Origin of the sequence: Pseudomonas shirazica (assembly GCF_015168335.1) — a bacterium.
Taxonomy (GTDB): domain Bacteria; phylum Pseudomonadota; class Gammaproteobacteria; order Pseudomonadales; family Pseudomonadaceae; genus Aquipseudomonas; species Aquipseudomonas asiatica.
Genome location: NZ_CP063456.1, coordinates 3,006,263 through 3,030,393, shown reverse-complemented (window position 1 = coordinate 3,030,393; position 24,131 = coordinate 3,006,263). Strand labels below are relative to the sequence as shown.

General features: G+C 64.6%; 19 protein-coding genes. 9 read left to right on the top strand and 10 right to left on the bottom strand.

Translation table 11 applies throughout. The features are described from left to right. Window positions 1–16: 16 nt before the first annotated feature. Window positions 17–1,441: an aminotransferase-like domain-containing protein gene (locus tag IMX18_RS13735; protein WP_015269943.1), complete on the bottom strand. Its 1,425-nt coding sequence runs from the start codon at window positions 1,439–1,441 to the stop codon at window positions 17–19. Window positions 1,442–1,488: 47 nt separating this feature from the next. Here IMX18_RS13735 and IMX18_RS13730 point away from each other — a divergent pair, with 47 nt between their 5' ends. The 3 genes from IMX18_RS13730 (at window position 1,489) to tam (ending at window position 4,079) form a co-directional block, all read left to right on the top strand. Beyond that, on the top strand, window positions 1,489–1,764 hold the full coding sequence (locus IMX18_RS13730) for a hypothetical protein (protein WP_085619209.1): 276 nt from the start codon (window positions 1,489–1,491) through the stop codon (window positions 1,762–1,764). Further along, window positions 1,764–3,173, top strand: coding sequence for an amino acid permease (locus IMX18_RS13725; RefSeq protein ID WP_013972050.1), 1,410 nt, complete (start codon window positions 1,764–1,766; stop codon window positions 3,171–3,173). The genes IMX18_RS13730 and IMX18_RS13725 overlap by 1 nt, the downstream gene beginning before the upstream one ends. Window positions 3,174–3,302: 129 nt before the next feature. Further along, a complete protein-coding gene (tam, locus tag IMX18_RS13720; protein WP_082810535.1) occupies window positions 3,303–4,079 on the top strand; it encodes a trans-aconitate 2-methyltransferase in 777 nt (258 codons plus the stop codon). On the opposite strand, the gene IMX18_RS13715 is transcribed toward tam, so the two are convergent. Both IMX18_RS13715 and IMX18_RS13710 read right to left on the bottom strand, forming a co-directional pair. Then, window positions 4,069–4,440, bottom strand: a complete 372-nt coding sequence (locus IMX18_RS13715) for a DUF2784 domain-containing protein (protein ID WP_015269945.1) — start codon at window positions 4,438–4,440, stop codon at window positions 4,069–4,071. The genes tam and IMX18_RS13715 overlap by 11 nt on opposite strands. Window positions 4,441–4,581: 141 nt before the next feature. Further along, window positions 4,582–5,451: a LysR substrate-binding domain-containing protein gene (locus tag IMX18_RS13710; protein WP_013972053.1), complete on the bottom strand. Its 870-nt coding sequence runs from the start codon at window positions 5,449–5,451 to the stop codon at window positions 4,582–4,584. Window positions 5,452–5,694: 243 nt separating this feature from the next. Here IMX18_RS13710 and IMX18_RS13705 point away from each other — a divergent pair, with 243 nt between their 5' ends. From IMX18_RS13705 to IMX18_RS13685, 5 genes are all read left to right on the top strand, one after another. Beyond that, complete coding sequence (locus IMX18_RS13705) at window positions 5,695–7,011, top strand: MFS transporter (RefSeq protein WP_003259277.1); 1,317 nt, start codon at window positions 5,695–5,697, stop codon at window positions 7,009–7,011. 15 nt (window positions 7,012–7,026) lie between these two features. Beyond that, entirely contained in the window at window positions 7,027–8,418 is a 1,392-nt protein-coding gene (locus IMX18_RS13700; RefSeq protein ID WP_015269947.1) for an FAD-dependent oxidoreductase, read from the top strand. A gap of 226 nt (window positions 8,419–8,644) precedes the next feature. Further along, the gene (locus IMX18_RS13695; RefSeq protein ID WP_013972055.1) at window positions 8,645–9,355 is read left to right on the top strand and encodes a YebC/PmpR family DNA-binding transcriptional regulator; all 711 of its coding nucleotides are present in this window, start codon (window positions 8,645–8,647) and stop codon (window positions 9,353–9,355) included. A gap of 144 nt (window positions 9,356–9,499) precedes the next feature. Then, window positions 9,500–10,444 (top strand): LysR family transcriptional regulator, encoded by a 945-nt coding sequence (locus tag IMX18_RS13690; protein ID WP_015269948.1) that lies wholly within the window; start codon window positions 9,500–9,502, stop codon window positions 10,442–10,444. 120 nt (window positions 10,445–10,564) lie between these two features. Then, the gene (locus tag IMX18_RS13685) at window positions 10,565–11,977 is read left to right on the top strand and encodes a DOPA decarboxylase (RefSeq protein WP_015269949.1); all 1,413 of its coding nucleotides are present in this window, start codon (window positions 10,565–10,567) and stop codon (window positions 11,975–11,977) included. Between the two features lie 274 nt (window positions 11,978–12,251). Here the strand turns inward: IMX18_RS13685 and IMX18_RS13680 are convergent, their stop codons facing one another. Beyond that, a complete protein-coding gene (locus IMX18_RS13680) occupies window positions 12,252–13,625 on the bottom strand; it encodes an MFS transporter (protein ID WP_015269950.1) in 1,374 nt (457 codons plus the stop codon). Between the two features lie 374 nt (window positions 13,626–13,999). On the opposite strand from IMX18_RS13680, the gene quiC reads away from it, so the two are divergent. Then, window positions 14,000–15,907 carry a 3-dehydroshikimate dehydratase QuiC gene (gene quiC / locus IMX18_RS13675; protein ID WP_137164947.1) on the top strand — a complete coding sequence of 636 codons (1,908 nt, stop codon included), beginning with the start codon at window positions 14,000–14,002 and terminating at the stop codon, window positions 15,905–15,907. Window positions 15,908–16,051: 144 nt separating this feature from the next. Here quiC and IMX18_RS13670 read toward each other — a convergent pair whose 3' ends face one another. The 6 genes from IMX18_RS13670 to IMX18_RS13645 all read right to left on the bottom strand — a co-directional run bounded on the left by IMX18_RS13670 (window position 16,052) and on the right by IMX18_RS13645 (window position 23,603). Next, entirely contained in the window at window positions 16,052–16,720 is a 669-nt protein-coding gene (locus IMX18_RS13670) for a class I SAM-dependent methyltransferase (RefSeq protein ID WP_217190847.1), read from the bottom strand. Between the two features lie 139 nt (window positions 16,721–16,859). Further along, window positions 16,860–18,218: a chromate efflux transporter gene (chrA, locus tag IMX18_RS13665; RefSeq protein WP_015269953.1), complete on the bottom strand. Its 1,359-nt coding sequence runs from the start codon at window positions 18,216–18,218 to the stop codon at window positions 16,860–16,862. Window positions 18,219–18,235: 17 nt separating this feature from the next. Then, complete coding sequence (locus IMX18_RS13660; RefSeq protein WP_043935540.1) at window positions 18,236–19,099, bottom strand: sensor domain-containing diguanylate cyclase; 864 nt, start codon at window positions 19,097–19,099, stop codon at window positions 18,236–18,238. 90 nt (window positions 19,100–19,189) lie between these two features. Then, on the bottom strand, window positions 19,190–20,518 hold the full coding sequence (locus IMX18_RS13655; RefSeq protein WP_015269955.1) for a TolC family outer membrane protein: 1,329 nt from the start codon (window positions 20,516–20,518) through the stop codon (window positions 19,190–19,192). 1 nt (window position 20,519) lies between these two features. Beyond that, the gene (locus tag IMX18_RS13650) at window positions 20,520–21,860 is read right to left on the bottom strand and encodes an HlyD family type I secretion periplasmic adaptor subunit (RefSeq protein WP_217190846.1); all 1,341 of its coding nucleotides are present in this window, start codon (window positions 21,858–21,860) and stop codon (window positions 20,520–20,522) included. A gap of 6 nt (window positions 21,861–21,866) precedes the next feature. Further along, window positions 21,867–23,603: a type I secretion system permease/ATPase gene (locus IMX18_RS13645; protein ID WP_100413706.1), complete on the bottom strand. Its 1,737-nt coding sequence runs from the start codon at window positions 23,601–23,603 to the stop codon at window positions 21,867–21,869. Window positions 23,604–24,131 lie beyond the last annotated feature (528 nt).

Genomic DNA, 24,131 nt, shown 5'->3' with positions numbered 1-24,131 from the left:
AACACCCCGCAGCCCGTTACACCCCACCCCGCCGCACATGCTTCACCAACACCTTCTCCAGCAACTCCCACATCGCCGGCTCGGTACTGAACGCCACGTTGAACCGCATCCAGCCGGTCGCTTTGGCATCGACCATGAACAACTGCCCAGGCCCCAACATGATGCCTTTCTCCAACGCATCATCCAGCAACGCCGCGCTGTCCGGAATCGCTGGGTGGCGGGTCCAGATATACATCCCTTCATCCGACTCGATGAACAGCTCGAAGCCCAGCCGATGCAGATGCCGGCCAACTTCCTGGTGCGCCTCGGCCAGCCGCTGGCGCAGGCGCTTGAGGTGCTTGCGCCAGCGCCCGTCGATGATCGCGGCATACACCACACGCTCCATAACCTGCGAGGTGGTCAGGCCAGAGCGCATTTTCAGGTGCAGCAGCTTCTGCATCAGCTCGGGGTTGGCCAGCATGTAGCCGACCCGCACATTGGGCGAAATGCTCTTGGAGTAGCTGCCCACGTACACCACCTGCTGCAGGTGGTCGAGGCTGGCCAGGCACGGCTGCGGTTCGGCGACCATGTCGGCGTACAGGTTGTTCTCCACCAGGCGGAAGCCGTGCTGGCTGGCCAGTTGCAGCAGGCGGTGCAGCTGCGGCAGCGGCGTGCGCGAGCAGGTCGGGCTGTGCAGGTGCGGCTGGGTGAAGAATGCAGTGGGGCGGTGATGGGTGAGCAACTGCTCCAGCTGGTTCAGGTCGTAGCCGGCCGGTGTGCGCGGCACGCCGACCAGAGTCGCGCCCTGGGTACGCAGGATGCTCATCAGGTTGGGGTAACCGGGGTCGTCCACCAGCACCACGTCGCCCGGGCGTACCAGGGTGCGCGCGGCCAGGTCCAGGGCCTGGCTGGCGCCATGGGTAAGCATCAGCTGCGCCGGGTTGGCGACGATCGACAGTTCCTGCTGCAGGTTCTGTGCGGTCAGTGCACGCAGCTCCATCAGGCCCATGGGGTCGCCGTAGCCCGACAGCTCCAGCGGGCTGCCGGCCACCTGGCGCAGGCCGCGGCGCAGGCCGTCTTCGTACATCCAGTCGTTGGGCAGCCAGCCGCAGCCAGGCTTGAACGGCAGCTGGCGGATTTCGAAGATCTGCTGCAGGTACCACTCGGAGTTGAACGTTGGTCGACTGGTGTCGGCCTCGGCGTTGTGCGGGTCGAGCAATTCGCCCGCCGCGCGGTTGACGAAGAACCCCGCATTGCCCCGGCTCACCAGCAGGCCCTGGGCGACCAGACGGTCGTAGGCCTCGACCACGGTGAAGGTGCTCACCGAATAGCTCGCGGCAAAGGCGCGGATCGAGGGGACCTTGGCGCCTGGCTTGAGGGTCTGGTTGTCGATCAGCTCGCGCAGCCCGTCGATGATCTGGTTCACCAGCGGGGTCGAGGAGTCTGGATGTAATTCGAACATTTGGGCCTTCAGGTTGCGTATCGCCCGGCGTTTGCAAGGTGTATTGCATGGGCGACCTGTACAGTGCAGTGCGAGTTTCATGCCACTGTGCATGGCTCTCTGCGTCGGACATTTTTACATTAGGTGTCAGATATCGCCACCTAAAGCATGTTCAGTTCGCTCCAGGCGCCTGCCCTGGGGCGCGTCAGCAGGCCGCCATGGAAGGCCTGCGTGTGTTCGCTCACACCATCCTGCGCGCATTAGCACTGATGTACGTGAAACCGCCAGCCATCGGGGTTTCACAGTTTTCCTTGGATAAAAAGAAGCACGGGGTACACAACTGATGGACGCAACATCCACAACCACCACCGCGAAAAGCGGGCATGAGAGCAAGCTCAGTGCCTCGCTCAAGTCGCGCCACCTGACGATGATGTCGATCGCCGGGGTTATCGGCGGCGCCTTGTTCGTCGGTTCCGGCAGCGTGATTCACAGCGCCGGCCCAGCTGCTGTGCTGGCCTACCTGGCAGGCGGCATCCTGGTGGTACTGATCATGCGCATGCTGGGTGAAATGGCGACTTCCTCGCCAGACACCGGTTCGTTCTCCACCTACGCCGATCGCGCCATCGGCCGTTGGGCCGGTTTCACCATCGGCTGGCTGTACTGGTGGTACTGGGTCATCCTCATGGCCTGGGAAGCTTATGTGGCGGGCAAGATCCTGCATGGTTTCTTCCCCGACGTCAGCGTCAACGTGTTCGTGCTGGCCACGACCCTGTTGCTGATCACCGTCAACTTCTTCAACGTCAAGCACTACGGTGAGTTCGAGTTCTGGTTCGCCTTGATCAAGGTGATCGCGATTGTCTGCTTCCTGATCGTGTGTACCGCTGCCGTGCTGAACATCTGGCAGTTCGGTGAAGTGCGTGGCATCAGCCACCTCACCGCCGAAGGCTTCATGCCCAATGGCATCACTACAGTGATCGGTGCCTTGCTCGGGGTGATGTTCGCCTTCCTCGGTGCGGAAATCGTCACCATCGCCGCTTCCGAAGCCAAGGACCCGGCCGCGCAGATCGTCAAGGCGACCAACTCGGTGGTCTGGCGTGTGTGCCTGTTCTACGTGGGGTCGATCTTCCTGATCGTCTGCCTGGTACCGTGGAACGACCCGCACCTGGGCGTTTCCGGCTATGGCGCCTACCGCCGCACCCTGGAGCTGCTGGGCGTGCCGTATGCCGAGCTGCTGATGAACTTCGTGGTGCTGACCTCGGTGAGCAGCTGCCTGATCTCGGGCCACTACACCGCTTCGCGCATGCTGTTCTCCCTGGCCCAGCGTGGCGACGCGCCGTCGTTCTTCAAGATCACCCGCGCCGGCACCGGTGTACCGGTGTACGCGATCATGGGTTCGTGCGCCGTGGCCGTGGTGTGTGCGCTGATCAACTTCAGCGAGACCCTGCGCCCGAAAGACGTGCTGGAAACCCTGATGAACACCACCGGCATGATTGCCCTGCTGGTGTACCTGGTGATTGCTTTCTCGCAGCTGCGCATGCGCCGCAAGCTGGTTGCCGAAGGCAAGGAAGTACGCCTGAAGATGTGGCTGTTCCCATGGCTGACCTACCTGGTGATCGCGTTCATCGTGGCCGCCCTGGTAACCATGGCCTTCATGCCTGACTACCAGATCCTGGTGATTTCCACCGGTATCGCCGCGGCAATCGTGGTGGCGATGGGTGTAGTGCACCAGATCCGTACTGGCAAGCAGCACTAAGCGTCACTCGCTTCTCGAAACGGCCGGCTCCCTCGGGGACCCGGCCGTTTTGCGTTATTGGGCCAGGGGTATATGGCCGCCTGTTACATGGCATATGCTGAACACATTGCCCGCCCAAAGGAGCTTCACATGGCCTGGTCCGCCACCCAGTATTCGCAATTCGAAGACGAGCGTACCCGCGCGGTGCGTGACCTGCTGGCCGCTGTACCGGCACGCCCGGTACGCCACGCCACCGACCTGGGCTGTGGCCCTGGCAATTCCACCGAGGTGCTGCTGCAACGTTACCCGGATGCCCAGGTGACGGCCCTGGACAGCGACCCGGACATGATCGACAAGGCCCGCGAGCGCAAACGGCTGTGCATCCCCCGGGTGCGCACGGTCATCGCTGACATTGCCGGCTGGTCCGCCCCCGAGCCGCAGGACCTGATCCTGGCCAATGCCTCGCTGCAATGGGTACCCGACCACGCCTCGCTGTACCCGCACCTGGTGCGCCAGCTGAGCGAAGGTGCCAGCCTGGCCGTGCAGACCCCGGACAACCTCGATGAGCCGGCCCACCGGCAACTGCGCGAAATCGCCAGCCAGGGACCTTGGGCGGCGAAGTTCGCTGATTTCCAGCTACCGCCTCGGCACAACGCGGCGTTCTATTACGATCTGCTCAGCCCGTTGTGCGCGCGGGTGGATGTGTGGCGTACCACCTATCATCACCCTTTGGCCGGCGGTGCCGAAGCCGTGGTGGAATGGTTCAAGGGTTCGGCCTTGCGACCGTACCTGGCGCGATTGGATCCCCAGGAGCAGACGGATTTCCTGCAGATGTACCTGCAGGCGATGCAACGCGACTACCCGCCGGCCACCGATGGCAAGGTGCTGTTGCCGTTCCCGCGGCTGTTCGTGATCGCTACCCGCTAGGGCGGCGCCAGCGCCAGGCCACGTAACCGTAGACGCCGAGGTTGAGCAGCAGCACGAAAGTGCCCAGCAGCAGCTGGATGTGCGGTGTCAGCCCGGCGGGGTAGATCAACGGCCAGATATAGTGTTCGACGAAGCCGCCCTGATAGCCCGCGTCACCAGCCGCGTTGCGCATGCGGTTTTCCCAGGTGGTCAGCGGGCAGCCCAGGTGCAGGCATTCCACCGCCAGGCCCCAGGCCAGCACCGGCAGGTGCAGCAGCAGGGCAGGGCGCCAACGCAGTACCAGCAGGCCGCCGAACAGCACCAGCAGGATGAAGAGCAGGTGCAGCAGGACCAGGGTGTCGGCGGCAAGGCGGTAGAGCATGGGTTGTGTGCCGAGGGTTGAGGTTATCCCAGCATAGTTGGGTTGCCTGTACCGGCCCCTTCGCAGCACAAGGCTGCTCCTACAGGGGAATGCGATAATCCTGCAGGAGCAGCCTTGTGCTGCGAAAGGGCCGGCACAGGCTTACAACCCTTCCTCCACCATCTGCAGGAAGGTCGCCACCACCCGCCGCGTGCGCTGCTCGCTCAGGCACACCAGTGTCTCGGTCAGGTGCCGCTGGCAATCGACGATCGGCAACGCGCACACCCGCGCATCCGCACCAAACTCAGCCGCCGACACCACCCCCACACCAATCCCCACCACCACCGCTTCCCGCGCCGCTTCCCGGCCTTCCACCTGGATCGCCGGGCGAATCCGCAGCCCGGCCCGTTGCATTTCTTCTTCCAGCGTCTGCCGCGTCACCGACCCGGGCTCGCGCAGTACCAGCGGTGTATCGTCCAGGTCCGCCAGGCTGATCGCGCCGCGGCTGGCCCAGGGGTGCTGGTGCGAGACAAACGCCACCATCGGGTCGCGGCGCAGCGGCAGGCAGTGCAGACGCTCATCGTCGACGTCCCGCCCCAGCAGGGCCAGGTCGGCCTGGTAGCTGAACAGCCGGGCCAGCGACTCGTCGGTGTTGCCGGTCTCGATCTTGACCTGGATGCCCGGGTAGCGCTGGCAGAAGCGGGCGATCTGCGGCAGCACGTGCACCGGCGCGTCCACCGCCAGCACCAGGCTGCCGGTGTGCAGCGCACGCGAATCCTGCAGCAGTTCATGGGCCTCGGCCTCGCAGGCGAACAGGCGCTGGCTGATGCCCAGCAGGCGTTCGCCGAGGTCTGTGAGCTGCACCGAACGCTTGTTGCGGTGGAACAGCAAGACGCCGAAGCGCTCCTCCAGTTTGCGCACCTGGTCCGACACCGCGGGCTGGGTAAGAAACAGCTTTTCGGCGGCGCGGGTAAAGCTGCCGTGCACCGCCACGGCGTGGAAGGCCTTGAGTTGTGCGTGGGAAACCGACATGACGACCTCAGTAACAAGCTGGGCTTATGTGTGAAATACGATAAATCGATTTTATTTATCTTAGCGCAACTGTTTCCATGCATGTCAGCCCGACGCTGGCACCACAAGTGCCGCCAGGGCCATGGCACCCAAACGGCGCCATCTGACCCGATGACAGCCTCGTCATCGCTGTGCGTAACACAAGAACAAGACAGGCGTTTCTTCACATTCTGCCGGCACACTCAAGCAAGAGGTCAGACTTACATGAACCAATCCCTAGCCGCGTTCAAACGCTGGCGTATCCAGATTTTCGCCATTACCTGGCTGGCCTACGCCGCCTTCTACTTCACCCGCAAGGCCTTCTCGGTGGCCAAGCTGGGCATCGGTGAAGACCCCGACTTCATGCTCGACAAGGCCGCCATGGCCAACCTCGACGCCATCTACCTGGCCGCCTACGCCGTGGGCCAGTTCACCTGGGGCATGCTTGCCGACCGCTTTGGCCCACGCGTGGTGGTGCTCGGCGGCCTGCTGATTTCTGCTGTTGCGGCGGTGGTAATGGGCAGTTACGCCACATTCCCGATCTTCGCCACCTGCATGCTGGTGCAGGGCCTGGCGCAATCCACCGGCTGGGCCGGGTTGTGCAAGAACATCGGCAGCTTCTTCCCGGCGTCGCAGCGTGGGCGGGTGCTGGGCCTGTGGAGTTCCTGCTATGCCTTCGGCGGCCTGGTGGCCTCGCCGTTCGCCGGCTGGTGGGCCTACACCCTGGTCGGTACCTGGCACGCGGCATTCTTCTCCAGTGCCGCGGTGGTGGCACTGGTGGCCGTGCTGTTCTTCTTCCTGCAGCGCAACAAGCCTGAAGACGTCGGCCTGCCGGCGGTGGAGCCCGAGCCGCAGAGCATGGCCCCGGCCGGCAACCTGTGCAGTGTGTGGGCGCCCCTGAAGGAGATCATGCGCAACCGCACGGTGCTGACCCTGGGGCTGGCGTACTTCCTGTTGAAACCGGCGCGCTACGCCATCCTGCTGTGGGGGCCGGTGATCGTCTTCGAGCAGATGCCCTCGGTGGGCAAGGTGGGGGCAGCGATCATCCCGACAGCCTTCGAACTGGCCGGGCTGCTCGGCCCGATCATCATCGGCCTTGCCTCCGACAAGCTGTTCGGCGCCCGGCGCATGCCGGCCTGTGTCATCAGCCTGGTGCTGCTGACCGTGGCGCTGGCGGCATTCATGGCGGCCATGCACACCGGCAGCGTGATCCTGGTGGTGGCCCTGCTGTTCGTCATGGGCCTGACCCTGTACGGGCCAGACTCGATGATCAGCGGTGCTGCGGCCATCGACTTCGGCACCGCCAAGGCCGGTGCCACCGCAGCAGGCTTCGTCAACGGCTGCGGCTCGGTGGGGGCGGTGCTGGGCGGGCTGCTGCCGGGATACTTCGATGGCGTCACGGTGTTCATCGTGTTTGCCGGCTGCGCGCTGTTCTCGGCGCTGGTGCTGCTGCCGCACTGGAACAGCCGCCCGGCCAGCGCTGCGCAAAGCACCGACGTGGCACCGAATACCAGCATGGCAATCAAGCCATTGCGTACCTGAAAGGAAAGCGAGCGAATGAGACCCTTCTGGCTGCAACAGGCCCTGGATTCGGCGCAAGAGGCGGTGTGCCCGCCGCTGCAAGGCGATGCCCGTTGCGATGTATGCATCGTCGGCGGCGGCTATACCGGCCTGTGGACCGCACTGATGCTCAAGGAAGCGGTGCCGGCCCTGGATATCGTGCTGATCGAGGCCGATATCTGCGGTGCCGGTGCCAGTGGCCGCAATGGTGGCTGTGCGTTGTCCTGGTCGGCCAAGTACTTCACCCTCGAGCGGTTGTTCGGGGTGGCCGAGGCGGTGCGCCTGGTGCGTGAGTCCGAGCGTAGCATCGGTGAAATCGGTGCGTTCTGCGCGGCCAATGGCATCGACTGCGACTACCGCCTGGACGGCACGCTGTACACCGCCACCAACGCCGCGCAGGTCGGCGCCACCGACGCGGTGATCGCTGCGCTGGAGCAAAAGGGGATCAACTCGTTTCGCCGCCTGCCGCTGCCGCAGGTGCAGCGTCTGGCGGGTTCGGCGCGGCACCTGGAAGGCTGGTTCTCGCCGGCCGCGGCCACGGTGCAGCCGGGCAAGCTGGTGCGCGGCCTGCGCCGGGTGGCCTTGCAGCGCGGCGTGCGCATCCATGAGGGCACCGCCATGACCGGCCTGGAGCACGGCGCCCCGGTGCAGGTGCGCACGGCCCATGGCACGGTGCGCGCCGACCGCGTGGTATTGGGCCTGAATGCCTGGATGGCGCGGGCTTTCCCGCAGTTCGAACGCAGCGTGGCGATTGTTTCCAGCGACATGGTGATCACCGAACCTTGCCCCGAGCTGCTGCACCAGGTCGGCCTGGACAGTGGCATCAGCGTGCTCGATTCGCGGATTTTCGTGCATTACTACCACAACACCTCCGATGGTCGGCTGATGCTCGGCAAGGGCGGCAATACCTTCGCCTATGGCGGGCGCATGCTGCCGGTGTTCGACCAGCCGTCGCCGTACCGGCCGCTGCTGCGTGAAAGCCTGGGCGGGTTTTTCCCGGCGCTGGCCGAGGTGCCGCTGGCGGCCAGCTGGAACGGGCCGTCCGACCGCTCGGTGACCGGTTTGCCGTTCTTTGGCCGGCTGGACGGGCAGGGCAACGTGTTCTACGGCTTTGGTTACTCCGGCAGCGGCGTCGGGCCGTGCCACATGGGCGGGCAGATTCTGTCGTCGCTGGCACTGGGGCTGGACAACCCATGGACCCGTTCGCCGCTGATCAAGGGGCCGCTGGGGCTGTTCCCGCCCGAGCCGATCCGCTACCTGGGTTCGCTGATGGTGCGCAATGCCATCCGCCGCAAGGAGCGGGCCGAGGACCGTGGGCTGCGGCCGCGCAGGCTGGATGTGCGTCTGGCGCGGTTTGCCGCGGCGGCGGGCAAGGCCGATAAAGGCTGATATTTTGGGGGCGCTTCGCACCCCTGTCGCGACACAAGGCCGCTCCTACAGGGGGACGCGCAAGCCCAGATTGGCGCGCTTCTTCTGTAGGAGCGGCCTTGTGTCGCGATAGGGTCGCGAAGCGGCCCCAGCGATTTCTTGTCGAACACAGGCCAGAGGGCGTATAAACTGCACCCACTTTTGGCCGGTCGCTTCCTGAACCGGCCGCTGAAACAAGAGAGTCGACATGGGCGCACAGTGGAAAGCCAAACATAAAGAAGCCGCGGCCAACGCCAAAGGCAAGATCATGGGCAAGCTGTCCAAAGAGATCCAGATCGCCGCCAAGTCCGGCGCCGACCCGGACATGAACCCACGCCTGCGCCTGGCCATCGAGCAGGCCAAGAAGGCCTCGATGACCCGCGAGACCCTGGAGCGCGCAATCCGCAAGGGCGCGGGCCTGGACGGCGATGCCGTGCAGTACTCGGCGGTAAGCTACGAAGGTTTCGCCCCGCACCAGGTGCCGCTGATCGTCGAGTGCCTGACCGACAACGTCAACCGCACCGTCGCGCAGATCCGCGTGCTGTTCCGCAAGGGCCAGCTGGGTGCCAGCGGTTCGGTGGCCTGGGACTTCAACCATGTCGGCCTGATCGAAGCCACCCCGAACGGCGACGCCGACCCGGAAATGGCGGCCATCGAAGCCGGCGCCCAGGACTTCGAGGAAGGTGACGAAGAGGGTTCGACCCTGTTCATCACCGACACCACCGACCTTGACGCCGTGCAGAAGGCCCTGCCGGAGCACGGCTTCACCGTGACCTCGGCGAAGATCGGCTACACCCCGAAGAACCCGGTGAGCGCGGCCAGCCTGAGTGCCGAGGCGCTGGCCGAGGTGGAAGCGTTCCTCGAGGCGATCGACGAGAACGATGACGTGCAGAACGTTTATGTTGGCCTGACTGACTGATCTGCTTCTCTGGGGCCGCTTTGCGGCCCAATCGCCGGCAAGCCAGCTCCCACAGGTACAGCACAAGCCCCGATGGTTGTGGTGACCCTGTGGGAGCTGGCTTGCCGGCGATTGGGCCGGTCGATCCTTTAGAAGGGAGCCTGTATGAACCCCGCTTTCGCCTCCCTCAGCCTCGCCCACCTGCGCACCCTCGACCACCTGCTGCAGCTGAAGAACCTCAGCCACGCCGCCGAGCGCCTCGGCGTCAGCCAGTCCGCACTTAGCCGCCAGCTGGCCCACCTGCGCGAAGCCTTCGACGACCCCTTGTTGGTACGCCAGGGCCGCGGTTACGTACTCAGCGAACACGCCGAAGCCCTGGTCGAACCCCTGCGCCAGGTTCTCGAGGAGCTGCACGCCCTGCGCCAGCCCGCGGTGTTCGACCCGGCGCGTTGCGAGCGGCGCTTCTGTCTGGCCGCGTCGGACTATGTGGCCGAGCACATGCTGCCGCTGCTGGTGGCGGCGCTGGAGCGCGAGGCGCCGGGTGTATCGCTGGAGTACCGCACCTGGCAGGCCGGCCAGTACGCCTTGCTGGCCAGCGGCGAGATCGACCTTGCCACCACGTTGTTCGACGAGTCGCCACCCAACCTGCACGGTCGGCTGTTGGGCGAGGACCGGGCAGTGTGCCTGATGCGCCACGACCACCCGCTGGCTGCCCACGGTGCGCTCAGCCAGGCCGACTACCTGGCGCACAAGCATGTGCGTATTTCCGGCGGAGGCGACAAGGACAGCTTCATCGACCGCCACTTGCGCGCCCAGGGCCTGCAACGGCAGGTCAGCCTGGAAGTGCCGTTCTTCTCGGCCACCGTGCAGGTGATTGCCAACAGCCAGGCGCTGGCCACCGTGCCCGAGCACATCGCCCGGCAGCTGTGCCGCCTGCATGACCTGGCCTGGCGGCCGCTGGGCTTCATCGACCACAGCCAGCGCTACTGGGTGGTGTGGCACCAGCGCCTGCAGGCCTCGGCCGAACACCGCTGGTTGCGCAACCGGGTGTTCGAGTTGTGGCGCCAGTCGCAGTTCGGTGTGCAGGGTGGGCATGCGGGTTTGCCATAGCAGGTATGCGCGAAGCGGGGTTATTCACTTCGGGACAGGTGCCTAGACTGGGGGCATTGTGCTGCCTGCGCTGGCCTCTTCGCGGGCACAGGCAGCGAAAAACCCCACAGGAGACCCCAGGTGACCCCCGAACAATTCCGCCAGTACGGCCACCAACTGATCGACCTGATCGCCGACTACCGCCAATCCGTCGGCGAGCGCCCGGTCATGGCCCAGGTCGAGCCCGGCTATCTCAAGGCTGCGTTGCCTGCACAGGCCCCCCGGCAAGGCGAGCCTTTCGCAGCGATCCTTGACGACGTCAACCAGTTGGTCATGCCCGGCCTGTCCCATTGGCAGCACCCGGACTTCTACGGCTACTTCCCCTCCAATGGCACCCTGTCGTCGGTCCTCGGTGACTTCCTCAGCACTGGCCTGGGCGTGCTGGGCCTTTCGTGGCAGTCCAGCCCGGCCCTGAGCGAGCTGGAGGAAACCACCCTCGACTGGCTGCGTCAGCTGCTCGGCCTGTCTGGCCAATGGAGCGGGGTGATCCAGGACACCGCATCCACCAGCACCCTGGTGGCGCTGATCTGCGCACGGGAACGCGCCAGCGACTACGCACTGGTACGCGGCGGCCTGCAAGCCCAGGCCAAGCCGCTGATCGTCTATGTCAGCGCCCATGCCCACAGCTCGGTGGACAAAGCCGCATTGCTGGCCGGTTTTGGCCGCGACAACATACGCCTGATCCCGACCGACGAACGCTACGCTCTGCGCCCGGAGGCCCTGCAGGCTGCGATCGAGCAGGACCTGGCCGCTGGCAACCAGCCTTGCGCGGTGGTCGCGACCACCGGCACCACCGCCACCACGGCCCTCGACCCTCTGCGGCCGATCGGCGAGATCGCCCAGGCCCATGGCCTGTGGCTGCATGTGGACTCGGCCATGGCCGGCTCGGCGATGATCCTGCCGGAATGCCGCTGGATGTGGGACGGCATCGAGCTGGCCGATTCGCTGGTGGTCAACGCGCACAAGTGGCTGGGCGTGGCCTTCGATTGCTCGATCTACTACGTGCGCGACCCGCAGCACCTGATCCGGGTCATGAGCACCAACCCCAGCTACCTGCAGTCGGCGGTGGATGGCGAGGTGAAGAACCTGCGTGACTGGGGTATCCCGCTGGGCCGCCGGTTCCGCGCATTGAAGCTGTGGTTCATGCTGCGCAGCGAGGGGGTCGAGGCGTTGCAGGCACGGCTGCGGCGTGACCTGGACAATGCCCAGTGGCTGGCCGGGCAAATCGGCGCGGCGGCGGAGTGGGAGGTGCTGGCGCCGGTGCAGTTGCAGACGTTGTGCATTCGCCATCGGCCGGCGGGGCTGGAAGGGGAGACGCTGGATACGCATACCAAGGGCTGGGCCGAACGGCTGAATGCGTCTGGGGATGCCTATGTGACGCCGGCGACGCTGGATGGGCGGTGGATGGTGCGGGTGTCGATTGGCGCATTGCCGACCGAGCGGGAGCATGTCGAACAGCTCTGGGCGCGCCTGCAGGAAGTAGTCAAGGGCTGAAACTGCCGGGGCCGCGTTGCGGCCCATTCGCCGGCAAGCCAGCTCCCACAGGAACCGCACAAGGCTTGAAGCCTGTGCGGTCAAGGTAGGAGCGGGCTTGCCCGCGAATGGACTCCCACAGGAACCGCACAAGGCTTGAAGCCTGTGCGGTCAAGATAGGAGCTGGCTTGCCGGCGAAGGGCACCCACAGGAACCGCACAAGGCTTGAAGCCTGTGCGGTCAAGGTGGGAGCTGGCTTGCCGGCGAAAGGGCTGCAGAGCAGCCCCCTGCAATCTCAGTGGCTCACCGCCTGAAAGCTACCTTTACGGCTAGCTTCATACGCGGTCTTGTCCATCGGCTTGGCATCGGGGTTACCCAGGTCTTCCATCGCCAGGCGATGGGTTTCCGGTGCAATGTAGGCTGCCAAAGCACACACGCAGGTGATGAAGAACGCCAGGCTACCAACCACCAATGGGATGTTGTCCGAACCGGGCGGGGCTACCAGGGCGAACAGTGCCGGCAGCATGGCGGTCAGCATGGTGCCGATGTTCTGCGCGATGGCCATGGCCGAAACGCGGTAGCGAGTGTGGAACAGCTCTGGGTAGAAGCTTGGGAACACCGCGTTGTAACCCTGGTACACCATGCCCCACATCACGATCGACGAGGCGAACGCCAGCGGTACGTTCTGGATGCTGATCGCATACAGGTAGACGAAGGCCAGCAAGCCCGAGCCCAGGCAACCGGCGATCATGGTCGGGCGACGGCCGATCTTGTCGGACAGGTTGCCGACAAACGGTATCACCAGCACCGCGACGATGTTGCCGACTACCGGAATCCACAGGTACACGCTCTTGTCGAAGCCGATGCCATAGGCCGGCTGCACCGCGTAGGCCGCACCGAAGATGGTGGCGACCACCGGGATCACGTTCATCAAGGCCATGAACATCACCAGCACCATGTGCTTCCAGCTGTGGCGGAAGGCCTCGCTGATCGGCGACTTGGCGACCTTGTCCTGCTTCTCTTCCTTCACGAACGCCGGGGTTTCGTGCACTTCCTTACGGATGATGAAGCCGGCGATCAGCACGAAGGCGCTCAGCAGGAACGGAATGCGCCAGCCCCAGTCGTTGAAGGCTTCGCTGGGCATGAAGTAGGCCAGCGGCAGGAACACAGCCGCCGCCAGCACCTGGCCAGCCTGCACGCCTTGCAAGGTGAAGCTGGCGTAGTAGCCCCGTCGACCGAACGGTGCGTGCTCCATGATCATGGAACTGGCTCCGGAGATTTCCCCGGCCACGGCAAAGCCCTGGACCAGGCGCAGCACCACCAGCAACGCCGGGGCGAGCAGCCCGATGTCGTGGTAGGTGGGCAGCAGGCCAACGGCCATGGTCGACAGGCCCATCAGGAACATGCACAGCAGCAGTACGTTCTTGCGGCCGCGGGTGTCACCCCAGTGGCCCAGCACGAAGGCGCCGACCGGGCGCGCCAGGTAACCCACGCCGTAGGTGGCCAGCGAGGCGATGATGGCCATTTTCGGGTCGGTGTTGGGGAAGAAGATCTGCGGGAAAATCAGCGCAGCAGCCTGGGCGTAGATGAAGAAGTCGTAGTACTCGAGTGCCGAGCCTATCCATCCACTGGCAGTCGCTTTCTTGGCTTGAGAGCTGGAGTGAGCCATCGTTGTCTCCGTTGTTATTGTTGTTTGCACAGGTTCCGCCGGAGATTCGCCAAGGCAGGAGGCGAGGGTCGGTGTGCCTGCGTCTGTGGTTCATGTTGACCACGGGCCAGTGGGCTGGCAATTCGCTAAAATCGGTTTTGTTCGATAATCGAACGCAAAACTAACCATTCCGTACAAAGAGATTGAAGCGACGACTTTACCTGCGAATAATCGATCGTGCCAGGAACTGTGGTCCGGATTTTCCAGGTCTGGCCCTATCGCCGGCAAGCCAGCTCCCACAAGGTATGCGCCAATCCTGTGGGAGCTGGCTTGCCGGCGATAGGGCCGGTACAGGCAGCCCTGGCCTCAACCTCCAACAACAAGGAACTCCCGCCATGCAGCGTTCGATCGCTACCGTGTCCTTGAGCGGCACCCTGCCGGAAAAGCTCGAAGCCATCGCCGCCGCCGGTTTTGACGGCGTCGAGATCTTCGAAAACGACCTGCTCTATTACGCCGGCAGCCCGCGCCAGGTACGGCAGATGTGCGCCGACCTGGGTATTGCCATCACCCTGTTCCAGCCGTTCCGCGATTTCGAGGGTTGCCGCCGCGACCGCCTGCAGAAGAACCTCGACCGCGCCGAGCGCAAGTTCGACCTGATGCAGGAACTGGGCACCGACCTGGTGCTGGTATGCAGCAACGTCCAGGCCGATGCCCTGGGTGAAGAGCAATTGCTGGTCGACGACCTGCGCCTGCTGGCCGAGCACGCCGGCAAACGCGGCCTGCGCATTGGCTACGAAGCCCTGGCCTGGGGCCGCCACGTCAACACCTACCAGCAAGTCTGGAACCTGGTGCGCCAGGCCGACCACCCGGCCCTCGGGGTGATCCTCGACAGCTTCCACACCTTGTCGCTCAAGGGCGACCCGAGCGCGATCCGCGATATCCCCGGCGACAAGATCTTCTTCGTGCAAATGGCTGACGCGCCGATCCTGGCCATGGATGTGCTGGAGTGGAGCCGCCACTTCCGCTGCTTCCCGGGGCAGGGCGAGATGGACATGGCCGGTTTCCTGGCGCCGATCCTTGCCACCGGCTACCGTGGGCCGCTGTCGCTGGAAATCTTCAACGACGGCTTCCGCGCCGCACCGCCCCGGCAGAATGCCGCCGACGGCCTGCGTTCGCTGCTGTATCTCGAGGAGCACACCCGCCTGCGCCTGGAGCAGGAAGGTACCTCGATCGAGCCCGGTGTGCTGTTCACCCCACCGGCGGCCAGTGCCTATGACGGCGTGGAGTTCCTCGAATTTGCAGTCGACGAAGCCGTCGGCGCGCGCCTGGGCAACTGGCTGAAGCGCCTGGGCTTTGCCGATGCCGGCAAGCACCGCAGCAAAGAGGTGCAGTTGCTGCGTCAGGGCGATATCAACATTGTGCTGAACGCCGAACCCTATTCCTTCGGCCACAACTTCTTCGAGGCCCACGGGCCGTCGCTGTGCGCCACCGCGCTGCGGGTCAAGGACCAGCAAGCCGCCCTGAAGCGCGCCACCGCCTTCCGTGGCCAGCCATTCCGTGGCCTGGTCGGGCCCAACGAGTGCGAAGTGCCGGCGGTACGTGCGCCAGATGGCAGCCTGCTGTACCTGGTGGAGCAGGGCACTGCCGGCCAGACCCTGTACGACACCGACTTCAGCCTGGACAAGAACGCCACCGCCACCGGCGGCCTGCGCCGTATCGACCACATGGCCCTGGCCCTGCCGGCCGAGTCGCTGGACAGCTGGGTGCTGTTCTACAAGAGCCTGTTCGATTTCGAAGCCGATGACGAAGTGGTGCTGCCGGACCCGTACGGCCTGGTCAAGAGCCGCGCGCTGCGTAGCCAATGCGGCACCCTGCGCCTGCCGCTGAACATCTCGGAAAACCGCAACACCGCCATCGCCCATGCGCTGTCCAGCTATCGTGGTTCGGGCGTGCACCACATCGCTTTCGATTGCGACGACATCTTCCGCGAAGTGGCGCGGGCCAAACTGGCCGGGGTACCGTTGCTGGAGATCCCGCTGAACTACTACGACGACCTGGCGGCGCGTTTCGATTTCGACGACGAGTTCCTCAGCGAACTGGCCTACTACAACGTGCTGTACGACCGCGATGCCCAGGGCGGCGAGCTGTTCCACGTGTATACCGAGCCGTTCGAAGAGCGTTTCTTCTTCGAGATCATCCAGCGCAAGGGGGGGTATGCCGGTTACGGTGCGGCCAACGTTGCGGTGCGCCTGGCGGCCATGGCCAAGGCCCGCAGCGGGGCGGCGCGCAAGCCAGTCCTCTGAGCCCGGCGCGGTCCCTGTAGGAGCGGCCTTGTGTCGCGATGGGCTGCAAGGCGGCCCCAGGATTTCAGCAGCACCGCATGAATCCTGGGGCCGCTTTGCGGCCCATCGCGACACAAGGCCGCTCCTACACCGACCGCGTATGCTTCAAGAGCGTTCGGCCACCAACAGCAGCGACTGTGGCAGCGCACTCTGGGGGTGCTGTGGCTCCTGCAGGCTGACCAGCCGCAACCCCGCCATGTCCAGCGCGTTCAACCAGCTGGCCAGGGTGCGGAAGTACCACGGCATCACCTGCCAATGCCCGGCGAACCCGGCAAACGACTCTTCCCGCCAGCCATCCTGGTAATCGCCATCCGCCACGCTCCACGGGTGCAGGGTCTGGATCACCAGTGCACCGCCGGGCGCCAGCAAGGCATTCATCGCTGCCAGCAGCGGGATGATGTCCTGCTGCAACAGGGCGAAGTTTGCACAGATCAGGTCATAGTCCTTGCCAACATAGACTTGGGCAGCGGTCAGCTGTGCATAGCTGGCCAGGTGCACCTCGGCGGAACCCGCAGCACGCGCGGCATCCACCAGCGCCCGGTCACCGTCCACACCTACCGCCTCGACACCCCGGTCGCCCAGCGCGCGCAGCAGCCAACCTTCACCACAGCCCAGGTCGAGCACCCGTTCGGGCTGGCGACCAAGAATGGCCAGCAGGATGGCCTGGTCGGTAACCTGGCGACGGCTCTCGATACTGCCGCTGCGCACCGCATCGATCCAGGCCTGGGCGTTGTGCTGCCAGCTGTCGAGCAAGGCGTCTTCAGGGTTGCGCATGTTCATCTCCGTTGGATTGGAGATAGGCCCTGCGACCTATCACTACCCTCTGTAGGAGCAGCCTTGTGCTGCGAAGAGGTCAGTATGGCAGACAGATTTCCGCCAGCCATGCGGGCATCTTCGCAGCACCAGGCTGCTCCTACAGTGGGCTCGACAGATGGGTGGCAAGCCCCGCCAGGGCACAGGCTATCAACACCTGGATCACCCCACGCTTGTAACGGAACAGCGCCACCGCCGCCGCCAGCGCAATCAGCGCCGAAGGCCAGTCGAACCGCCCGTCGAAACCGGCCGGCCACAATACGTGGTAGCCGAAGAACAGCGCGAGGTTGAGGATCACGCCCACTACCGCCGCGGTTATCCCGGTCAGCGGGGCGGTGAATTTGAGTTCGTTGTGGGTCGATTCCACCAGCGGGCCACCGGCCAGGATGAACAGGAACGAGGGCAGGAAGGTGAACCAGGTCACCAGGCTCGCCGCTACCGCGCCGGCCATGAACGCCTGGTCGGTGCCGAACATGGGGTGCAGGTAGCCACCGACGAAGCCGACGAAGGCCACCACCATGATCAGCGGCCCGGGGGTGGTTTCCCCCAACGCCAGGCCATCGATCATCTGCGTCGGCGACAGCCAGCCGTAATGGCCGACGGCCCCCTGGTAGACGTAGGGCAGCACCGCGTAGGCGCCGCCGAAGGTCAGCAATGCCGCCTTGGTGAAGAACCAGCCCATTTGCGTCAAGGTGCCTTGCCAGCCAAAGGTAGCCATCAGTACACCCATGGGCAGCAGCCACAGCGCGGCACCCACCAGCAGCAGGCCCAGCAGCCGCCCCCAGCTGAAGCGGGCGTGCTCTGGCGCCGGTGTGTCGTCGTCGATCACGGCCGGGCCATGGCTGGCCCTGGCTGCGCCGTGGCCACCACCAGGCGCGAACTGCCCCGGTAGCAGCCGCCCGCCGATATGGCCCAGCAGCGCGGCCGCCAGCACGATCAGCGGGAAGGGAACGTCGAGCGCGAAAATGGCCACGAACGAGGCCGCGGCAATGGCCCACAACCAGCCGTTTTTCAGGGCGCGCGTGCCAATCCGATGTGCGGCATGCACGACGATGGCGGTCACGGCCGGCTTGATCCCGTAGAAAATACCAGCCACCACCGGCACTTCGCCCCAGGCCAGATAGACCCACGACAGGCCGATCAGGATGAACAGCGACGGCAGTACGAACAGGGTGCCGGCAATCACCCCGCCCCAGGTGCGGTGCATCAGCCAGCCAATGTAGGTGGCCAGTTGCTGGGCCTCGGGGCCAGGCAGCAGCATGCAGTAGTTGAGGGCATGCAGAAAGCGCCGCTCGCTGATCCAGCGGCGCCGCTCCACCAGTTCCTGATGCATGATCGCTATCTGCCCCGCCGGGCCGCCGAAGCTGATGAAACCCAGCTTCAGCCAGAACAGCAAGGCCTCGATCCGGCTGATGTGACCACGCGTTTGCTCGGCGGCGCCTTGCAGGTGTTCCGTCATTTTCTTCCCTTTGGTATTCAGCTGGCCGCAGCGCGCTGTCGCTTGATCCGGTACATATCGCCATCAGCATGGCGCAGCAGCATGTCGGCATCATTGCCGTCTTCGGGGAAACGGGCCACGCCAATGCTGCAGGACGGCGCTCCGATGCCTGCAAACTCGGCGCCGAGTGGCTCGGCCATGGCTGCCAGGATACGTGCCACCTGCTCGACAATGGCCTCTGGTGAGGCGTAGTCGGTCAACAGCACGGTGAACTCGTCACCGCCCATCCGCGCCACTGTATCGGTCGCCCCAACGCAGCCTTCCAGGCGCCGCGCCAGGGTGCACAGCACCCGGTCGCCCACGCTGTGGCCGTGGTTGTCGTTGATATCCTTGAAGTCGTTGATATCGATGAACAGCAACGCCAGCGGATGGTTGTGGTGCCGGGCCGCGACAAGTGCGGTGCCCAGCCGCTCATTGAACATGGCCCGGTTGGCCAGGCGAGTCAGCGGGTCATGGTGGGCCAGGAAACGCAATTCTTCCTCGGCCTGGTGTTGGGCGGTGATATCCCGCGCTACACCAATGCGGGCATTGGCCTCATCGGACCAGGAGGCCGACCACAGGATATGCACGATACTGCCATCCTTGCGGATGTAGCGGTTACGGAAGTCGTAATGGGGTTGGCCGTTCATCACCCGTACGATCGACGCGCGGGTAATCGCCAGGTCGTCAGGGTGCATGTAGTCGGTGATCGGGGTGCCGATCAGCTCGCAGGCCTGGTAGCCCAGCAGCGCCTCGCAGGCATCGCTGACGAAAACGATCTGGTTGTCCCTGTCGACCACGAACACCGTGTCCAGCATCAGGTGGATCAGCCTGGGGTATAACGATTGCAGGTCTACGGGCATGGGGCATGGCGTCCGCGGCGGGGTCACCGATCATAGCCTGAAATGGAACAAAATGCGGTAGGCGCCGCTGTGGGAGCGGGCCGCCGATAGTCAGTTGCTTACTATCAGTTCCGGCCCGAGGTAATCGTTGATCTGCTGGATATCGTCATCTCCCAGGCTGCCCACCGACGATGCCAGGCGCAGCCGCGACATCAGGTAGTTCAGCTTCGCCTCGAACAGGTCATGCCGGGCGTCAAAAAGCAATTCCTCGGCATTGAGCACATCCGAGTTGGTGCTGGTGCCGCCCTCCCTGAAGCCCTTGCGGGCCGAAAGCAGCGAGCGTTCGTTGGATGCCACGGCCTTTTCCAGCGCCTGGATGCGCAAGGCGCCACTCTGTACGCCGCGGTACTCGCGGGTGGTGTCGGAGATCACTTCCTGGCGCGTGGCATCCAGTTCATCCAGTGCCTTGGAACTGTTGGCACTGGCCTGGCGGGTGAGGGCGCTGGTGCTGCCGCCGCTGTATAGCGGAATGTTCAGCTCCAGCCCGATCGAGCTGTAGTGGTTGCGCTGGTTCAGTTCGGAGATCGACTGGCTGCTGCCGGCGGTATAGCCCGCCACGAAATCCAGGGTCGGCCAGTGCCCGGCGCGGGCGCGTTTCACTTCTTCTTCGGCCAGCTCGTAGTTGTGCCGGCGCGCATGGATCAACGGGCTGTCGGCCTGAGCCTTGACCAGCCAGTCCTGCAGGTTGCCCGGCATCAGCGGCGGTGTGTTGAAGCCCGGCTGCAAGGTGGTCAGCGACTCCGGCGTTTCACCAATGTATTCCTCCAGCTTGCGGCGGGCGTTGACCAGGTTGTCCTGAGCCTCGATCAGGTCGGCCTCGGCCAGGTCGCGACGGGCTATCGACTCGTCGATGTCGGTGATGGTGCCGGCGCCCAGCTCCATGCGCCGCTTTGCCGACGCCAGCTGCTCTTCGAAGGCATTCAGCTTGGCCTTGGCCAGGGTGATGGTTTCGCTGGCCAGCAGCACGTCGAAGTAGGCATCGGCCAGGCGCACCGCAGCGTCCTGGGTCTTGGCATCGAACACCGCCACGCTGTAGTCGGCACGTTGCTGGCCCTGATGGTATTCGGCCATCTTCTGCTTGTTGAACAGCGGTTGGCGCAACCGCACGTTGGCACCCTTGGAGTCATAGTCCAGGTCGTTGTCCCGGCCACTCTGACGCTGGCTGCCATTGACCTTGTTGAAGTAACCCACAGCGTTGATCTGCGGCAGCAGGCCGGCCTGGCCGATGGCGCGGTTCTCGCTGCCGGCTTCTTTCTCGTGCACCGCGGCGCGGTAGATCGGGCCCTGGTACTGCAGCAGGTCCCAGGCTTGCTTCAGGTCCATGGCACTGGCCTGTACGGACAACCCCAACAGGCACAACATCAGGCACGGGCGATTCATGTCATTGCTCCTTGAACGAGGCGTCCACGCGTTCGAGCATCGGCTTGAGCAGGTAGCTGAGCAGGTTGCGCTCGCCGGTCTTGATGGTGACGGTGGCCGGCATCCCGGGGCGGATATGGTTGCTGCCCAGCAGGGCCATGCCGTCCTGCGTCACTTCCACCTGGGCCAGGTAGTACGGCTGCTTGCTTTCTTCGTCCATCAGGCGGTCGGCGGAGATGGTCTTGACCCGCCCCGGGATATTCGGCGTCTTCGCATGGTTGAAGGCCGGGAAGGCCAGGTCCACGTTCAAGCCCGGCACCATCTTGTCGATGGCCTGCACCGGGATCATCGCGTCCACCTGCAACGGCTGGTCCAGCGGTACCACCTCCATGATCTTGGCCCCTGGCTGGATGATGCCGCCGACCGTGGCGATGCTCAGGGCCTGGACCATGCCGTCGATCGGCGAGCGGATCACCGTATGGGTCACTTCGTAGTCCAGCGCGCGCAGGCGATCGGCCAGGGTGGTGTTCTCCTTGGCGGTATCGGTCAGCTGCGATTCCACTTCCTTGAGGTAGTCGTGCTGGCGTTGCAGGATGCGCAGCTTGATCTCGGTGGCCTGGCTGCGCGCCCGGGCAATGTTGTTGAGGTTTTCGGCCTGGCCGGCGGACAGGTCGGCATTGTTGCGCTCCAGCTCCAGCAGGCGGTTGCGTGGTACATAGCCTTCGGCGGCGAGCACGCGTGTGCCTTGCAGTTCCTGGTTGAGGAAGCCGATCTGCGAGGCGCGGGCGCCGTACACCTGCTGCAGGCCCTTGAGCTGCACCGCCGTGGCAGCCAGGTTTTCCTCGAGGATGCTCAGTTCGCCAGCCAGGCCCGCGCGGCGGGTGTCCAGCAGGCGCTGTTGCAGGTCCATGGCTGCCAGCAGGCGCGGGTCGCCGCCGTAGTGCTTGAGCAGGGCAGGGTCGAAGGCGACCTGGTCGCGGCCATCGCGCTCGGCTTCCAGGCGGTTCTCCACGGTCTTGCTGACGATGTACTGGGCACTGACCGCGCCCTGTTCGGCCACCGCGCGCAGGGCGTCCAGGCGTACCACCTCCTGGCCTTTCTTCACAACATCGCCTTCACGCACCAGGATCGCCTCGACCGTGCCACCGGTCAGGTGCTGCACGGCCTTGCGGTTGCTGCTGACCTTGACGGTACCGGTGGCGACCACACCGGCATCCAGCGGCGCCAGGCCCGACCACAGCAGGAAACCGCCAAAGCCGGCGACGACCAGCCACACGCCCCAGCGTGCCGGCCGATGAATGTCCAGGTCGATCTCGTTGCGAGCCTCGGCGGGAATCAACTCGGTGTGTTGGGTCATCTGCATGATCGGTCACTCCCGTACTTTTACCGACGCCAGCGGCGCAGCGGTCGCCGTCGGGATCACGCTGGCCTTGCGCAGCGCCGCGAACACTTCGTCGCGGCTGCCGAGCATGTGCACGGCACCGTCACGCAGCATCAGCACCTTGTCGACCGCGCACAGCACATTGGGCCGGTGGGAAATCAGGATTACCGTGGCCCCGCGCGCCTTGAGTTCGGCCAACGCATCGACCAACGCCTTTTCGCCAACGTCATCGAGGTTGGCGTTGGGCTCGTCCAGCACCACCAGGTTCGGCTCGCCATACAGCGCGCGGGCCAGTGCGATGCGTTGTTTCTGGCCACCGGAGAGCGGGCTGCCGTCGGCTGCCAGACGGGTGTCGTAGCCCTGCGGGAAGCGCAGGATCATGTCGTGCACACCGCTGCTGCGGGCAGCGCGGATCACCGCTTCGCTGTCCACTTCGGCAAAGCGTGCGATGTTTTCGGCGATGGTGCCCTCGAACAACTCCACGTCCTGCGGCAGGTAGCCGAGCCACGGGCCGAGTTCGGCCTTGTTCCAGGTGAAGATGTCGGCGCCGTCCAGGCGCACCTTGCCGGCCTGGGTCGGCCACACGCCTACCAGCAGGCGGGCGAGGGTGGATTTGCCCGAAGCCGACGGGCCGATGATGCCCAGGCTTTCACCCGGGACCAGGCTGAAGCTGACCCCGCGCACGATGCTGTTGCTGGTGCCGGGAGCACCGGCAACCACGTTTTCCACGGCCAGCATGCCCATTGGCCGTTGCAGCGACATGCTTGGTGGCCGCTGCGGGTAGTCGTGCAGCAGATCGTTGAGCCGGCCCCAGGCGGAACGGCTGCCTTGTAGTTGCTTCCACGCGGCGATCACCTGTTCAACTGGGGCCAGGGCGCGGCCGGTAAGGATCGAGCAGGCGATCATCATGCCGGGGGTGATCTTGCCCTCAATCGCCAGCAGTGCGCCGGCGCCGAGGATCACCGATTGCAAGGTAATGCGCACGAAGCGCCCGGTGCTACTGATGATCGCCGCGCGGTCGGAGGCCAGGGTCTGCATCTGCAGGATGCGCAAATGGCCCTGAAACCAGCGCTTGCCGATCGCTGGCAGCATGCCCATGGCTTCGATCACTTCGGCGTTGCGCAGATTGTTGTTGGCGTAGCTGGCCGAGGACAGGGCCGCCTGGTTGGCTTCGGCCAAGGGTTTTTGCGTGGCCTTCTCGGTGATGTAGGCCAGGCCCACCAGGATCAGCGAACCGATCAACGTCACCAGCCCCAGCAGTGGGTGGATCAGGTAGCAGACCAGCAGGTAGATCGGCGTCCACGGGGCATCGAAGAAGGCGAACAGGCCGTTGCCGGTGAGAAACTGCCGTACCTGGGCCAGGTCCTGCAAGGCCTGGGCCGGGTTGCCGCCGGCGCGGCTCAGGTTGCGTTCGAAGGCAGCGCTGAAGATGCGTCGGTTCAGATCCATGTCGAGGAAGTTACCGACCCGGATCAGTACGCGGGTGCGGACCATCTCCAGGGCCGACATCAGCATGAACAAGCCGATCACCAGCAAGGTGAGCATGGTCAGGGTGGTGACGTTGCGGCTGACCAGGGCGCGGTCGTACACCTGCAACATATAAATAGCTGGCGTCAACATCATGACGTTAATGACGCCGCTGAAGGCGGCCAGGGCAAAAAAGCTGCGGCGCAGGCGGAACAGCACGTCGGCCAACTCGGAACGAGTGCGTGGTGGCTTGTGCATCGGAGGCCTCCCTTTATCACAAACGGGAAGCCCTTGCGGCGGCCCGTACAGCGGTAGTTGTGGCTTCTGGTCGGCTCGCAGGCGGGTCGCTCTGAGGGCGAATGGTCCAAAACGCTGCGTTGCTCCCACATGCTGGAGCGTAGGTTGCAGTGAAACACTCGGTAATATCTTTTCGCTCTATAAAATCGTTGAACTTTTCATAAGTCTCAGAAAAACAGTAAGTTGAGTCGCATTATCGATGCTGAACGAATTTTTTGACGGGATATTGACAAGGTTTTCTTCTGCGACTTTAGTCTGATGTATTCGGACCCTGTGCGAGCTGGGGTCGATGTGTGTGCGGTGCCAACCTGTATCGCACCATTTACAAGGTTCCCGCCGTTCCTGTGGGAGCCGGCTTGCCGGCGATGAGGCCAGTGGCGATAACGCAGCACCGTAGTGCCCAACTGCCCCAGAACCCAGAATCAGAAACTGCGCACGTCACACTGACTGGGCGCGGGAAGGACCCTGCTGCCCTGAGTCATCTCCCGA